We start from the raw sequence: 15,634 nt of genomic DNA, 5'->3' as shown, positions 1-15,634 counted from the left end.
ATCGGGGTATTCTACACCAGCACTACTTCAGCCAGGAATAATACCTATTTTTAGCAACGAAACGTTATGAGAGCATGAAAAACCTCCTGGTGTTACTGCTACCCTTATGGATAGCCGTCAACGCGTCAGGCCAGCACATTATCGGCTTGCCCGCTATCGTGAATTACACGAAACAGCAATACCTGGGCGGCGGGCAAACCTGGGATGCGGATAAGGACCGGCATGGCATTCTTTATTTTGCCAACAATGAGGGCCTGCTGACTTTCAACGGCCATTTCTGGAAACTGCTGCCGGTGCCCAACAATACCCGCCTGCGCTCTGTGAGAACAGGCGCGGACGGCCGCATCTATGTAGGCGCGCAAGACGACTTTGGCTACTACCAGCCGGATGCAGACGGGGTGTTACAATACACCTCCCTCAAGCCCCTGATCCCTGCCAGCGAAAAACAATTTGCGGATATATGGGATATTGCCCTGCATGATGGTGCAGTATATTTCCGCACCAATCACAAGGTCTTCCGCTATCATAAAAATACCATCCAGGTATTCCGCGCACCGGTAGAATGGCGCTTACTATGTAATACCCGGCAGCAGCTCTTTGCCCAGGACCGGCGGGATGGCCTGCTGCAATATAAAGGTGGGAAATGGCTGGCCGTTTGTCCCGCCATTGCAGACCAGCAGCTCCTGGTAACGGCTATACTCGATTACCGCCAGGATACCCTGCTGCTTACCACCCTGAAGAACGGGCTCTTTAAACTGCACAATGGGCAATTGTACCCCTACCGCACCGCTGCAGACAGCGTATTCAGGGCCAGCGGCATTTACTGCGCCCGGGCCTACGGCAACGGGCAACTGCTGATCGGCACCGCTTACGGCGGCTGTTATATCATCCGGCCGGGCACCGGCGAAGTGGTGCAACGCTTCACCCTGGACGAAGGGCTGCAGAACAACAACGTGCTCAACATCTTTACAGACCCCGGCGGCAATATCTGGCTCACACTGGATAACGGGATAGATATGATCCGTTATAATACCGCCATCAAACAGATCCTGCCCGATAACAAACATTACCTGACCACCTATACGGCCCGGGTGTTTGACAAGCAGCTCTTCATCGGCACGGCAGACGGTTTATATGCTACCCCGCTGGACGGGCATAGCGATCTCAGTTTCCTGGAAAGCCGTTTCAGTATGGTGAACCAAACCAAAGGGCAGGTATGGAACCTCTCGCAGGTGGGCGATCACCTGCTGCTGGGACATCATGAAGGCGCTTTCGAGATCCGGCAACATACGGCGGTGCCCCTGCTGAAGAACAGCGGCTGCTGGCTGTTCCAGCCATTGTCGTCGCATATACTGGCAGGCTGCTATAACGGCTTGCGGATCATGCAGACCAATGGCAACAGCATCTCCGCCGCTAAACATATCAAAGGCCTGTTTGAATCCCTGCGCTTTCTTACAACGGAACACGATAGCATCGTATGGGCCTCGCATCCGTACAGGGGCGTTTACAGGCTGGTACTACAGCCGGATACCACCCTGCGCTATACCCTGTATACGCATACCAAAGGGCTGCCGTCTGATTATAATAATTTCGTGTTCCGCATCCGCAACCGCATGGTAGTGGCCACGCAGGCGGGCATTTATGAGTACCAGGCTGCGAAGGATACCTTCATTCCCTCCCCCTGGCTCTATCCTATATTGAAAGACGCCAACCTGCAATACCTTTCCGAGGACGCCCGGGGAAATATCTGGTTCGTATCCGATAAGATGCCCGGCGTGATCGACTTTTACAAGCCTACCGCTCAACAACCATATAGTGTGGTGTATTTCCCTGAACTGAAAGGGAAGATCGTAAGCGGCTTTGAGTTCATCTATCCCTATAATGACGAGAATATCTTTGTGGGCGCTGAACGGGGCATGTACCATATTAATTATAAGAACTACCTGCAGCTGAAGGATAAGCCACAGGTGTTGATCAGCCAGGTGAATGCGCAGGGCGGCAGCGACAGCCTGGTATTTGGCGGATATATCCCGGCGGAAAATGCCACAGTCAAACAGATGCCCAATGCCTTCTCCAATTTCCATTTCGAATATGCCTCCCCCGTGTACGGGCACTCCAGCAAGGCCGAGTACAGCTACTACCTTAAAGGTTTTGACAAAGGCTGGAGCGAGTGGACGGTGAAAACGGAGAAAGACTACACTAACCTCCCCTATGGCCATTATACCTTCCAGGTAAAGGCGCGGGATAACCTGGGAAATATTTCTGCCGCGGCCGGCTATACTTTCCGTATCCTGCCCCCCTGGTATCATACACTCCCTGCACGGGTGGGATATGTGGTTTTGCTGGTGATCCTGGCCTGGTACGGTTACCGTCTGCAGCAGAAAAAATTTGCCGCACAGCAGCGAAGGCATCAGCTGGCGCAGGACAGGCTGATACTGCAGCATGAATATGAAAAAGGGCAACGTGAAAAACAGCTGATCCATTTACAGAATGAAAAGCTCGCGGCAGAAGTACAGTTCAAGAACAAAGAGCTGGCCACCGCCACCATGTACCTCTTACAACGCGGCAAGCTGCTGTTCCATATCAAAGAAGAGCTGCTGCTGGCCATTAAAAAAGCAGAGCCCCTGCCCCCGCATATTTTTAAAAGGGTGCTGCGGCTGTTTGAAGAAGCGGAGAACAATGAAGAGGACTGGGAACAATTCTCGCGTCACTTTGATGAGGTGCATAATAATTTCCTTTCCCGGCTGAAGAAACAATACCCCGATCTCAGTCCAACAGACCTGAAGCTTTGCGCTTACCTGCGCATCAATCTTACCACGAAAGAAATAGCGCAGTCTATGGGCATTTCCGTGCGCGGCGTGGAAACCAGCCGTTACCGCTTACGTAAAAAACTGGAAGTGCCCGGAGATATGAACCTGTATGATTTCCTGATCCGGATAAATGTGGTATTTTACATCATAATCCATTTCACCATTTAAAAAACCATCTTTATGAAACGTACAGCTACTGCCCATTGGTCGGGCAATCTCAAAGAAGGAAAAGGAGAGATCTCTACACAGAGCACCGTACTGAACCAGACTCAGTATTCCTTTAACACACGTTTTGCGGATGGTGTGGGCACCAACCCCGAAGAGCTGCTCGGCGCCTCCCATGCAGGATGCTTTACCATGGCTGTAAGCGCAGCGCTTACACAGGCAGGATTTACACCCGGAGACCTGAACACTACTGCCGTAGTGGAACTGGACCCCGCTGCCGGCCCGAAGATCACCGGCATTGCGCTGGAATTAAAAGCAACTGTTATTGATGGCCTGCCCGAAGATAAATTTTTGGAGATCGCCAAAGGTGCGAAGGAGAATTGCCCGATCTCTAAAGCGCTGGCAGCAACGCCGATTACGTTAAATGTGATCTATCAATAAATAGAGTTGTCAGTTGTCAGTTGTCAGTCGTAAGTTGTCAGTTATTAGTCGTAAGTCGTTAGTCGTTAGTCGTTAGTCATAAGTGATTGGAGCGAAGACAATGCACTCGATGGTGATCACTGACAACTGACAACTGACAACTGATCACTGACAACTTACGACTTACGACTTACGACTAACAACTGACGACTTATTTTACGCAAATGTGGTGAGAAACTTCGTGTACTCGTTCAGCAGCTTTTTATCCAAAGTATACTTCACATAACGGCCTTCCTTTTCGGCTATGAGCAGGCCCGCGTCTGTCAGCTGCTTTACGTGATGGGAAATGGACGATTGGGTAAGATCGATCATGTTACAAATATCTGCGCAGGGCATACAACCCTGTTTTTTTACCGCCTGTAGTATTTTTATGCGGTGAGGGTCGCCTATTGCTTTGGAGATTCTTTCAACGCTTTTTAGGTCCATTCGCAAATGTACCGATTTAGGGCTATACCTCCAAGATAAGTAAATTGGCTAATTTAGTGGTATCCATGAGCTGTAAAACTGATGTTGATGATACCATTCAAAGTAGCTATTCAACAGTCCAGGCTGGATGACCTGAAAAAACGGATCATGCATACCCGCTGGCCGGATGTGCATAACAACCATGACTGGCAGACGGGGATGAGCCTTTCCTGGATCAAAACCATTGCCAGCTATTGGGCAGATGATTTTGACTGGCGGGCCATAGAAGCCCGGATCAATACCTACCCGAATTTTATTACCGTCATAGACGGCGTTAACATTCACTACCTGCATATAAAAAGCAATCATCCCCATGCCATTCCACTGCTTATTTCGCATGGCTGGCCCGGCTCCTTCCTGGAAATGCTGGACGTGATCCCCTTACTGACTAACGGCGAGCGGCCAACGTTTGATGTAGTGATCCCTTCCCTGCCCGGATTTGCCTTCTCCGGCGACCCACATATACCCGGCGTGAACGCCCGCTTTATCGGGGCATTATGGGTGAAGCTGATGAAGCAATTGCGCTATGAAAAGTTCATTGCCCAGGGCGGCGATTTCGGCGCCATGATCTCTACCTACATCGCCCTGCAGCACCCGGAAGTGCTGCGCGGCCTTCACCTGAACTATATTCCTTTTAACTACCGGCCCTACCTGGCGCCCGGAGAGACGCTAAGTGCTGCGGAAACAGCGGCACAGGAAAAGACGAAAAAATTCTTTGCAAGGGAAGGCGCCTATGCACAGGTACAAAGCACCAAGCCGCTCACGCTCTCCTACGGACTGAATGACGCACCGGCAGGGCTTTGCGCCTGGATCCTGCAGATCTTTCACAGCTTCTCAGACCAGGAACGGCCTTTGGAACAGCTTTTTGATAAAGACCTGCTGCTGGCCAATGTAACCCTGTACTGGCTTACCGGCACCATTTATTCCTCTATGCGCCTGTACCGTGAAAGCCAGCAATTACCACTCGCATTTGGAAAGGATGACCTGGTACGTGTACCCACGGGCGTTACCCGTTACCCTTTCCCGGACAGTTTCCCCGACCGCCGGTATATAGAAAGAGGCTATAACGTACAATACTGGAAGGAGATGCCGAAAGGTGGCCATTTTGCAGCGATGGAACAGCCGGCATTATTTGCGGAGGACATCAAGGCTTTTGCAGATAGGCTGGGATAAGGCATTAACAAAATTGCCCGCAACGGACATGAGCGCTTCAACTATTGTATGCTTCCATTAATACCCTGGTATCTATCTTCGTCATCTTCAGCATGGCTTCCATCACTTTCTGTGCCCGGACAGGATCTTCGTCCTGCATCAGCTGACCTAATAAGGAAGGGATGATCTGCCAGGAAATGCCGAAGCGGTCTTTCAGCCAGCCGCATCTTTCTTTTGAACCGCCTGCCGATAACCTGTCCCACAGCTCATCTACTTCCTCCTGCGTTTTACAGTCAACAAATAGCGAGATCGCCGGCGTGAAAGCATAATCAGGCCCGCCATTCAGCGCAATGAACTGCTGTCCTTCCAGCTCAAAGGAAGCGGAGATCAGCATTCCTTCCGGACCAGGGCCATTCTTTCCATAACGGCTGATATGGTGCACCTGAGAATGCTTGAAAACGGAAGTGTACAGCATAACGGCTTCTTCTGCATTGTTATTGAACCATAGGAATGGCGTGATCTTTTGCATGGTAAATGTTTAGCTGACAAGATAGCAAATTAGTTGTCAGTTGACAGTTGTCAGTTGACAGTTGTAAGTTGTAAGTTTAAACTATTAACTGACAACTGACAACTTACAACTGTCAACTATTAACGATCTTCGACGGCGACACCCCATACATCTTCTTAAACGCAAAAGAAAAATGCGACAGGTCTTCAAAGCCGAGCTCCAGGTAAATATTGGAGGGGGCGGCGCCCTTTTCACTGATCAGGTAATGGGCTTCCTGCAGGCGGCGGCGTTGCAGCCAGCGGCTGGGGGAGATATGAAAGATCTTTTCAAAGTCGCGCTTGAAAGTGGCCAGACTTCTGCCGGTGAGGTAGGCAAAACGTTTCAGCTCTACGTTAAAGTGAAAGTTTTCATTCATAAATGCTTCCAGGTCTATTTTACCCGGCTCGCTGAAGTCGAACAGCACATCTGCCAATGCAGGATTGGCCTGGAGCAGGATGAGCACCGCTTCTTTCAGCTTCAGGGCCAGCAGGTCTTTATTGGCAGGGTTGGTAAGGCGCTCATACGGCATGAGCGACTGCATATAGCTTTTATAGAGCGGGTCAGATTTCAGGATCATTACGGCCTCCCCATTCTCCTGCCGTTTGGCCGGCTGATAGCCGTATTCGATGGCGAAATTGCGCAGGGTTTCCTGGTCCAGGAAGATAGACACCGTAGCGCATTCGCCACCCGGGGGCGGCTGCTTGAGGAACTTCACGAGGTGGTTCCTTCTGCAGAAACGGAAGTCGCCCTCATTGAATGTATATACTTTATTGCCATCGTTAAGGGTGAGCGTGCCGCTAACCTGGTAGCTGAACACGTGCTCTGGTATGAACTGCTCTCCTTCCCTGCTCCTGGCATAGTAGCAGGAATACATGATCTGTGGTTTGTGCTCTTTCAGAACGGACATATCACCCGGTTTTAGATTCAGGCAAATTTCCGAAATATTTCGCTGCCGAGCTTTGTTAATAAGCTCAAATCTATTTTGTTAAAACGCTCAAGTTGTCAAGGCATAAAATAAATATTTGTCCACCAATTCTGTTGTAATTTCCGGTACTTAAAATCCCGCTTATTCATGAGAAAATTAACCGTATTCATGCACGTCTCCCTGGATGGCTTTACAGCCGGTCCCAACGGAGAAATGGACTGGATCCATGTGGACGAGGAAATATTTGACTATGCCGGTTATCGTACCGACGCATCAGACACTGCGCTGTACGGCCGCGTTACCTACGAGATGATGGACAGCTACTGGCCTACTGCGGGAGATCAGCCGGATGCCAGCAAGCACGACATCCAGCATTCCAACTGGTATAAGAGCGTTGAAAAAGTGGTGCTTTCCAAAAGCCTGCGGGGACAACAGCCGGAGAAAACCCGCATCATCAGCGATAATATCAGCGCAGAAATAAAAGCATTAAAAGCAGCGCCGGGGAAAGAGATCATTGTATTCGGCAGCCCTTCTGCCGTACATACGCTGACCCAGGAAGGCCTGGTAGACGACTTCTGGCTGTTTGTGAACCCGGTCCTCCTGGGAAAAGGCATTCCTTTATTCAAAGACCTGAAAGACCGGGTTGCTTTAAAGCTGGTGGACAACAAAACGTTTACATCAGGCGTAGTTGGACTGCATTATGAAAAGGTTTGAGGGCTTCGGGTTTGAGGTTTGAGGTTTGAGGTTTGAGGTTCGTTTTAAGTTAAAAGTTCAGGACAAGTATGCCGTAGCAGGATACAAATCCCGAACCTTTAACGAACTTCAAACCTCAAACCTCAAACCTCAAACTTATTTTTATAGTCATGTAAGAAATTGATAAAAGTCCGCGGCGCCCGGCCGGTGACCTTTTGTACATCGGCCGTGGTCGTGGCAGCTTCTCCCCTTGCATAGTGTGCATAATCTTCTATCAGCCCGTCTGCCTGCCAGATGGGAAATCCCACACCGATCAGGGCCTGCCGCATTTCTTCCGGCGATACATTGATAAAACGGACGTCGTGCCCCAGCACGGCGGAAAATTGTGCTGCTATTTCAGCATGCGTTAAGGCTTCGCGACCCGTGATGTTATAGATCCTGCCTTCATGTCCCTGCTCCGTCAGTGCGGCAGCTGCTACAGCAGCAATATCGCGGATATCTACCAGGCTGACCCGGGCGTCTCCGACAGCTGCAAAGAACATTCCCCTGGCAGCGATCGTTTCCCTGAAGCCCAACAGGCCCTGCATGAACAGGTTGGGGCGCAGAAAGGTATAGGCCATACCGGATGCCCTGATCCGCCCTTCTACGGCGGCGTGATAACGCAGGAAACGCACCGGCGAATCAACAGCGGCTGCCAGTTGGGAGAGCTTTACGATATGCTGCACTCCTGCCCGCTGAGCTGCCTCCACAAAACCCAGCTGCAAGGCTTCCGCCTGTTCAGAAGAGTTGGTGAGCAGGAAGGCGCGTTTGATCCCTTTGAGCGCAGCGGCCAGGCTTTCCGGCTTGCCAAGATCGCCGCTGACCAGCTCAATTCCCGGTAGTGCGGCTAGTTCGCCAGCGTTCTCTATAGATCTTACCAGGGCCCGGAAGGGCACTCCTTTTGCAGATAGTTGTTTAGCCAATTCAGTACCGGTGTTGCCGGTAGCGCCGGTGATCAGTAATGCTGGTGCTGTTGTTTGTGTCATGATCAGATAATTTTATACCTCAAAATTCCCCTTTCCCTTGTCCCTGGCATTGTAAGAAAACGAAGCGTTCGGTTTTAGCTGAAAAAGGGATATATTGGGGCTTCAAACCTTCGCAAGTACCCACATGAACAGGAGGACCTCTTACAAGCTGCGGCAACTGGGCATCATCATGGTTGTATGGCTCATAATTGGTTTTATTATTCCCTTTTACGACCGCCTGGCGCTGATCACTACGAACGCGGTGACGCCGGTGCCAAGATATTCCATGCTGGAAGCCATCATTATCAATATGGGCGCAGCCTTTACAGGCGCTTTGCTGGGCGGGAGCTTCCTGGTATTTTATGTGAACGTGCGGTTCAGGGACAAATCCTATGGGTACACTATCATGGCCGTGGCCGGGGCGTTTCTGGTGGTGATCGCGATCGTCAATATCCTGCTGCGGCTGTTCAACATCCCTTCTGAATGGACCAGGATTGCCAAGAACTGCCTGGTATGGGGCATTATAGTGACCATCACGCAACTGTTCCTCCAGATCAACAACAAGTTCGGGCAAGGGGTATTCTGGAACATCATCCGCGGAAAGTATAATACGCCCAGGGAAGAAGAACGGATCTTCATGTTCCTGGACCTGAACTCGTCTACCACTATCGCAGAGCAACTGGGAGATAAAAAATATCATGCCTTCCTGAAAGACCTCTTTACCGACATTACCAATCCTATACTGGATAATAACGGAGAGATCTACCAATACGTAGGAGATGAAGTGATTGTGGCCTGGAAGTATGGCGAAGGCATACAGAACAGCAAATGCGTACAATGTTTCTTTGATATCAAATTTCACCTGCAAGAGCTGAATAATAAATACCTGCAGCAATACGGGGTCATCCCATTATTTAAAGCAGGGATCCATTGCGGAAAGGTAGTGGCCGGTGAAGTGGGGATCATCAAAAGAGACATTACCTACTCCGGTGATGTGCTCAACACCACTTCCCGCATACAGGACATGTGCAAGGAATTTAATGAAGAGGTGATCGTTTCCGGCGACCTGGCCGCCTCTCTCCGCCTGGCCGGCAATTTTGCAGCCCAAACCCTGGGCTCTATCAAGCTGAAGGGCAAGCAAAAAGAAATGTTGCTCATCGCGCTTAAATCCATGACTGGAAATAATGGTGACATTTCTTTAACTTAGCGGCACACCATATCACAGTACCATCATCATGAAAAACGGCGCTGCACCTATTCCGGCTAACGAGATGGAAAGACTGATTAGCCTGGCTGAATTCGATATAGATTATGACAGCCTTAACGAACAGTTTAAAAGCCTGACCAAGCTGGCCGCCAAGATCGCAGGTACTGAAATTTCCCTGATCAATCTCATAGACGCCTATACGCTCTGGATCATTTCTGATTTCGGTATCAGCGTGAAGCAGGTGCCCAGGGAAGACACCGTTTGCCAGTACACCATTGCCAATAATGCTCCCCTGGAAATACCTGACCTGGCGGCAGACGAGCGCTTCAAGGATAAACCATATGTAACCGGAGGCGATCGGCTGAAGTATTACTGGGGCACTCCATTACGCACCTTCGAAGGACATAATCTCGGCGCATTATGTGTGCTGGACCGGAAGCAGAAGGCATTGAGCCCTGAGAAAAAGGAAATGCTGGGACTGATAGCGGAGGAGATCGTCAGCCGGCTGGCAACGATCAGCATTATCAATAATCTCAAGAACAGGGTATTTGAGTCTGAAGAAACACAGAAGAAGCTGTCACATGATATACGCGGCCCGGTATCCGGTATTATTACGATGGCGCAACTGATCAGCGAGCAGGGCCAGTCCAATAATATCGACGATGTTTTAAGCTTTATCTCCATGATCCAGAAAAGCGGTCATTCCCTGCTGGAACTGGCAGATGAAATACTGAGCATTGAGCGCCAGCAAAACGGCGGCTCTGGCACGGCTGCCATGAACCTGAGCATTTTCAGGGAACGGCTGCTGAAGCTCTATCTTGTACAGGCCAGCGCCAAAGGCGTTACCCTCTCCGTACGTACCAATACCGCAACAGAGACCATTCCCGTCAATTGCAATAAGCTGCTGCAGATCACCGGCAACCTGGTTTCCAACGCTATCAAATTCACGCCTGCAAAAGGCCGCGTAATGGTAGAGCTGGACCTGAAGAAAGAAGAATACAAAAGATACCTGGAAGTAAAAGTAAGCGATACCGGTGTCGGTCTTTCAGCAGACGCCGTCGATGCCATCACACGGGGAAGCGCCGGCACCACACAAGGGACCGGCGGGGAAAAAGGATTTGGTTTCGGGCTTGCGCTCGTCAAACACCTGGTAGATCAACTGAAAGGTAGCATGACCATTCACTCAGCGCCCGGTGAAGGGACCAGCTTTGTGATCAGCTTACCACAGTAGCCGCCTACCTGATACGCTGTTGTTCCGCATCTGCGCCGCCTACCGTACGGTCGCGCTTCTCGTAAGACTTCCCGAAATTGTAGGTGAAGGTGAGGCCCAACACACGTGTGTCTGCCTTATTACGATAGTTGCCCCGGGCATTGGTCAGGAAATTAATATCGCCGTAGTTAAGGCGGGAATAGAACATATCATTTAAGGCCAGTTTCAGGGAGCCTTTATTGCTCAATATCTTCTTTTCCAGCGCACAGCCCATTGTCCAATAGTCGCCGAGCACAAACTGCTGGGTGATAATATCCGAGCGATACATACCGGTGATCTCTGCGTTCCATCCCTTAGACAGTTTAGCCTGCAGCGTTATATTGGTTACATAGTTCATACCATTTACGCTCAGGGCATTTCCATAAAGATCTCCCTTGAACCAGCAGTATTCTGCGATACCGAACCAATGGATAAAGAACCATTTGAACGGCTGCAGGTCTGCATTTCCGGATAGTGACAGGTAATCGCTTTTACCTACATTGGCCGGACGGCTGTAGAAGCGGTCGCCCTGCACCTCGATGGTCTCTCCTATCTCCCCTTTATAATGGCTGTAGTTAACTTTGGCGGTGAGCATATTGCGGTAAATCCAGGAAAGGTCCAGCGAGTGTGAGATCACCGGCTGAATAAAGGGGTTGCCTACATAATACATGAATTTGTCCAGCGGCGAGATAAAAGGATTAAGATCATTGAATCCCGGGCGCTCTATACGTTTGCTGTAGGCCAAAACATACTGGTGCGTGGCGACGGAATCTGTTTTATAGGAAAAATAAAGCGTGGGGAACAGGTTGGTATAGTTACGCCTGAATGCGGAGTCTTCCTTCATAGCATTGCCTAATTGTTCTCCCCGCATAACGGTGTTCTCTACACGCAGGCCTGCCTGCAGGGAAAACTTGCCCATTTCATTGCGGAAGCTGAGGTAAGCGGCATTGATATTTTCATGGTAGATAAAGTGATTGGTTTTATCATAATCGGGACTGGTAATACCATGAACGGTCACTTCGTAATCCGCTTTGTTATCAGTGGCAATATAGCTTGTTTTCACGCCGGTCTCAAAGCGGGCGCCTGCCGACAAGGGATAGGTATAGTCTGCTTTGGCACTGTAGATGTTAATGCCGGATGGGATCCTTCCATGCAGATCATCCCGGGTTTTCAGGCTGCTATCCGGGTAGTAGCTGGCATTCTTAAAGAGCTGGACAGCTTCCGAGCTGTTGTGGATATAATCCAGGTCTACAGCCAGCTCCCGGCCGGTGGTACCGTATTGGTGGCGGTAGTTAAGGTTCACCCCTCCCCTGTCCAATGCACGTTTATCCTCATTATCGGCAGTCACCAGGGAATCCAGCCGGTGTACAGGATTGTATAAAAAGCTGTTGTTATTCACCAGTCCTGTATTTCTGCGGGAAACGCCGTTCAGCACAATACCGATCGTAGTGTACTTATCCATGTAATAATCTACGCCTATTTTCAGGGAGGGCGAGCGGTCTTTCCGGCGAATCAACGAAAACTGGCTAAAACCGGAACGGAGGCTGCCATCATCATTTAAATAGCTGCGTTCAATCAGCAAGTCGCTGAAGTTGCGGGAGTAGTTGTAGCCTGCGTTCAGAAAGAAGTTGAAGGCGTTGTTACGCACGTTCAGGTTCAGGCTGTTAAAGCTCCTGGGATAAAGGCCCTGATGATAGGAAGTGGAGAGATTACCGTTAAAACCCTGCCGCTTCAGCTTTTTAGTGCGGATGTTGATCACACCGGCATTACCGGCCGCATCGTAACGGGCAGGCGGTATGGGCATCAGTTCAATGCTTTCCAGGGAACCGGAGGGCAGCGACCGGAGATAGGCAGCCAGGTCGTTACCCGATAGATAAGTGGGCTTATCATCAATATAAATGGTTACACCCGATTTACCCAGGAGGCTGATATTACCATCCTGGTCTACCATCACGCCGGGTGATTTCTCCAGCACGTCCAGGGCGCTGGTGCCTGCGTTGGAGATCAGCGCATCCACATTCACAATGGTGCGATCAAGGCGTGTTTCCACCAGGGGTTTACGGCCGGTGACCGTTACGTCTTTCAATTGTTTGATGGCAGCAGGCGCCGTAGTGTCTTTCGGCTTGTTGCTGGAGGCTGGCGCCTGTGCATACGTGCAATAGCTTATCAGCACCATGCCGAAGGCCGGCAGGCAGTTGTTGATCTTCATAAAAGGCGGATTTAGATCCGGGCAAGGCTATGCCTGTTCACCCGGGAGTGATGCTGCTTATTAGCGGTTATTTGAAAAATGTTAGTTGTTCATCATGATAGTGGTACGGTCGTGGGACTTAAAATACTTATAGACATCCGAAGGCTGTTTGATGTATTTCTCTTTGTATTTGCGGAATACATCATCCGGCTGTTTTTTATTGTCCACAATGAATTCCGTTTGGTTCAGCTGGAAAGAGAAATTGTCTTTATTCCTGATAAGCCCATCCCGCTGCATGTCTTTCAGGATCTTTTCCGCTTCGTTGCTCAGTACCGGCCTGGGAGCAGCTACGGGATAAGGTTTGGGGGCTGGCGTAAGGGCAGGTGCAGGAGTGGCGGCCGGAGCAGGCGTCATTGGGGAGACCATGATCAGCCGGCCGTTATTGCTGGCATCTATGGAAGATAAACTCCGTTGCTCCTGCAGGGATTCGGTGCTTTTCTCTGAAGTGATCTGCGCCTGTTGCTGCAGACGTTTATCCTGCACATCAACAGCGCCTCTTACTACATTGTCGAGGATAGACTTAATGACAGGATACTTTGCAGGCAGCTGATCATCCGGCACTTTCTCACCATCTATTTCCAGTCCGGTAACCTTATTGCTATCCAGGGAGATTTTGTATTGTTTTCCGTCTACGGTGGTGGTCATCGTACCGCTCATGATGGCGTTCTCTCTTTTCAATACAGGCACTGAATCCCGCCTGGTCTGCCAGGGCTGATATTGCGGTTGATAAGGCTGATATTGCGGCTGATGCGGCATCCGGTAAATATCTGCCATTGCTTCCAGCCCGGCGGTATAGGGCGCAAGGCGCCGTCTATCCATACCCCTGGTAAACACTTCTCTTCCGTTCACTTTCAATGCTGCCAGCTCGTTGTGCCTGTCATTCCATTGCACCTGGTACACTACATCGTTGCGTTTGAACAGATAGACCCGATAAGGATCACCGGCAAAGGTTACCGCGGTTCCTTCTGTTATGCCCTTAATATCAACATCGTAATAATAGTAGGCCGCATTCAATAATTGTTTGGTATCTACTGGTGCTTCAGCGGGGGGAACATCTTCCGCAGCAGTGGCTGCCGGCTCTTCCGGTGTAGCTTCATCTATCCGTGGCTCTTCGGACGCCGGCTTCTCTACCGGGCTGATCTCCTGCGGGGCGCTTTTCTCTTCCATCTTCAGCAGCTGTTCGATGGCCGGCTTTTCAGGCAGTTTCTTTTCAGGTTGGGAGAATACAAAACCCAGCATACCGGTCAGGCTGAAGCAGAGCAGCAGGAAAGACTTTTCAGCGATGTTCAGGGTTTTGTTGTTGCTGCCCAATATGCGTTTCACGCGATCCAGCAGCTGTTTCTTTCTGCCTGGGAAAGCCATAGCATATTTGGTGCGCGGCGTGAGCTGGTATTCCTGGAAGCTGACCAGGGCCTGGATATAGCCGTTGCGGCTTTGTGTAACGCCAATGGCTATATCATCACAGCAATGTTCCCGTTCTTCCCTTATACGGGCAGATAGCCAGAGCAATGCCGGGTTAAAGAAGAAGATGGTTTCTGCAAAGTGCTGTACTACGTTCACGAGGAAATCGCGGCGGCGGATGTGCGCCAGCTCATGCAGTAAGACCGCCTCTACCTGGTCTGGCGGCAGCTGCGCCATCATGCCTAATGGCATGAGGATAACAGGCTTAAACATTCCCAGCGCCGTAGGCACTTTTACCATGGCCGATTCCAGCAGCTGTACCTTCTTGTTCAACCTTATTCGGAGGCATAGTGCTGAGAGCTGATCCAGGAAGGCGGCAGCAGGAAGAGAGGTTTTATAATGGCGGATGCGTTGTACGTATACCAGTCCACCGAACAGCCATAATGACCGGGCCACAAATACGATGAACCATAACATCACGAGCAGGGGCGCATGCTCGTTGAAATAAGCAACGAAGCGCCGGCTAAAATCAGGTTCCTCGCTGGTAGCGCCTGCTGCCTGGTTGGCTATCATTTCCAACGCGACGGAGGGCGGCGTTGCTACTACCCGGGCTGGCGTCTCCCCTGCTATTGCAGGATGGACTGCGGGCTGGCTCAGCTCATATAAGAAGGTGAGCACCGCGCTGCCTACCAGTACAAAGAACAGCAGCGTAAAAATATTATAGCGCAGGGCTGGTTTGGACTTGCGGGTAAATAATATCAGGATGCCGGCTACGAGGGCCAGTACAAGTCCCTGCCACAGGGAATGGATCAGTGTCCATCCGATGGCGCGGATAATATCATTAGATAAGAGTTGCATAATAATGCAGGTTTATGGGTTATTGCTTATCCGGGTTCATCTTATTGATCAGTGCTTTTATTTCATCCAGCTCGTCTTTCGAAGTCTTCTTGTTGCCCAGCAACTGCATGAGCAAAGTGGCGGCAGAACCGTTGAAGGTAGCGTCCAGGAAGCGGTCCAGCAGCAGTCCTTTCGTGGATCTTTCTTCCAGGAGGGGGCTGTATACGTGCTTCATGCTGCTTTCGTCACGGGCCAGCATGCCCTTGTCTGTCATGATCTGCATGATCTTCAGCGTGGATGTATATTGAACGCTGCGCTTCTCGTCATTCAGGTGGTCATTCACGAAGCGAACCGTGGAGGGGCCGTGTTTCCACAATACCTGCAATATCTCCAGCTCCGAACGGGTGGGCTCCGTTTGCGGACTATTTTTAGGATCGTCTTTCATGGAATT

General features: G+C 50.4%; 13 protein-coding genes. 6 read left to right on the top strand and 7 right to left on the bottom strand.

Features of this window, described 5'->3' with window-relative positions:
* The first annotated feature begins 74 nt into the window (after positions 1 to 74).
* Both ACR9Y8_RS30395 and ACR9Y8_RS30390 read left to right on the top strand, forming a co-directional pair.
* On the top strand, positions 75 to 2,978 hold the full coding sequence (locus ACR9Y8_RS30395) for a ligand-binding sensor domain-containing protein (protein WP_481217067.1): 2,904 nt from the start codon (positions 75 to 77) through the stop codon (positions 2,976 to 2,978).
* 12 nt (positions 2,979 to 2,990) lie between these two features.
* Entirely contained in the window at positions 2,991 to 3,416 is a 426-nt protein-coding gene (locus ACR9Y8_RS30390; protein ID WP_481217066.1) for an OsmC family protein, read from the top strand.
* A 195-nt stretch (positions 3,417 to 3,611) separates the two neighbouring features.
* On the opposite strand, the gene ACR9Y8_RS30385 is transcribed toward ACR9Y8_RS30390, so the two are convergent.
* Entirely contained in the window at positions 3,612 to 3,881 is a 270-nt protein-coding gene (locus ACR9Y8_RS30385) for an ArsR/SmtB family transcription factor (protein WP_481217065.1), read from the bottom strand.
* A gap of 87 nt (positions 3,882 to 3,968) precedes the next feature.
* Here ACR9Y8_RS30385 and ACR9Y8_RS30380 point away from each other — a divergent pair, with 87 nt between their 5' ends.
* On the top strand, positions 3,969 to 5,093 hold the full coding sequence (locus ACR9Y8_RS30380) for an epoxide hydrolase family protein (protein ID WP_481217064.1): 1,125 nt from the start codon (positions 3,969 to 3,971) through the stop codon (positions 5,091 to 5,093).
* A gap of 37 nt (positions 5,094 to 5,130) precedes the next feature.
* Here the strand turns inward: ACR9Y8_RS30380 and ACR9Y8_RS30375 are convergent, their stop codons facing one another.
* On the bottom strand, positions 5,131 to 5,601 hold the full coding sequence (locus ACR9Y8_RS30375) for a VOC family protein (RefSeq protein WP_481217063.1): 471 nt from the start codon (positions 5,599 to 5,601) through the stop codon (positions 5,131 to 5,133).
* A 112-nt stretch (positions 5,602 to 5,713) separates the two neighbouring features.
* A complete protein-coding gene (locus tag ACR9Y8_RS30370; RefSeq protein ID WP_481217062.1) occupies positions 5,714 to 6,526 on the bottom strand; it encodes an AraC family transcriptional regulator in 813 nt (270 codons plus the stop codon).
* 165 nt (positions 6,527 to 6,691) lie between these two features.
* Here ACR9Y8_RS30370 and ACR9Y8_RS30365 point away from each other — a divergent pair, with 165 nt between their 5' ends.
* The gene (locus ACR9Y8_RS30365) at positions 6,692 to 7,258 is read left to right on the top strand and encodes a dihydrofolate reductase family protein (protein WP_481217061.1); all 567 of its coding nucleotides are present in this window, start codon (positions 6,692 to 6,694) and stop codon (positions 7,256 to 7,258) included.
* Between the two features lie 122 nt (positions 7,259 to 7,380).
* On the opposite strand, the gene ACR9Y8_RS30360 is transcribed toward ACR9Y8_RS30365, so the two are convergent.
* Positions 7,381 to 8,262, bottom strand: a complete 882-nt coding sequence (locus ACR9Y8_RS30360) for an SDR family oxidoreductase (RefSeq protein WP_481217060.1) — start codon at positions 8,260 to 8,262, stop codon at positions 7,381 to 7,383.
* 124 nt (positions 8,263 to 8,386) lie between these two features.
* On the opposite strand from ACR9Y8_RS30360, the gene ACR9Y8_RS30355 reads away from it, so the two are divergent.
* Positions 8,387 to 9,448, top strand: a complete 1,062-nt coding sequence (locus tag ACR9Y8_RS30355; protein ID WP_481217059.1) for an adenylate/guanylate cyclase domain-containing protein — start codon at positions 8,387 to 8,389, stop codon at positions 9,446 to 9,448.
* A gap of 28 nt (positions 9,449 to 9,476) precedes the next feature.
* A complete protein-coding gene (locus ACR9Y8_RS30350) occupies positions 9,477 to 10,679 on the top strand; it encodes a GAF domain-containing sensor histidine kinase (RefSeq protein WP_481217058.1) in 1,203 nt (400 codons plus the stop codon).
* A gap of 4 nt (positions 10,680 to 10,683) precedes the next feature.
* Here the strand turns inward: ACR9Y8_RS30350 and ACR9Y8_RS30345 are convergent, their stop codons facing one another.
* The 3 genes from ACR9Y8_RS30345 to ACR9Y8_RS30335 all read right to left on the bottom strand — a co-directional run bounded on the left by ACR9Y8_RS30345 (position 10,684) and on the right by ACR9Y8_RS30335 (position 15,628).
* Positions 10,684 to 12,906, bottom strand: a complete 2,223-nt coding sequence (locus tag ACR9Y8_RS30345) for an outer membrane beta-barrel protein (protein WP_481217057.1) — start codon at positions 12,904 to 12,906, stop codon at positions 10,684 to 10,686.
* 81 nt (positions 12,907 to 12,987) lie between these two features.
* Positions 12,988 to 15,204 carry a M56 family metallopeptidase gene (locus ACR9Y8_RS30340; RefSeq protein ID WP_481217056.1) on the bottom strand — a complete coding sequence of 739 codons (2,217 nt, stop codon included), beginning with the start codon at positions 15,202 to 15,204 and terminating at the stop codon, positions 12,988 to 12,990.
* Between the two features lie 19 nt (positions 15,205 to 15,223).
* On the bottom strand, positions 15,224 to 15,628 hold the full coding sequence (locus ACR9Y8_RS30335) for a BlaI/MecI/CopY family transcriptional regulator (RefSeq protein WP_481217055.1): 405 nt from the start codon (positions 15,626 to 15,628) through the stop codon (positions 15,224 to 15,226).
* Between the last annotated feature and the right edge of the window lie 6 nt (positions 15,629 to 15,634).

This window comes from Chitinophaga sp. SVR4-12A, from assembly GCF_056754765.1.
This window is presented reverse-complemented; position numbering and strand designations above follow the sequence as displayed.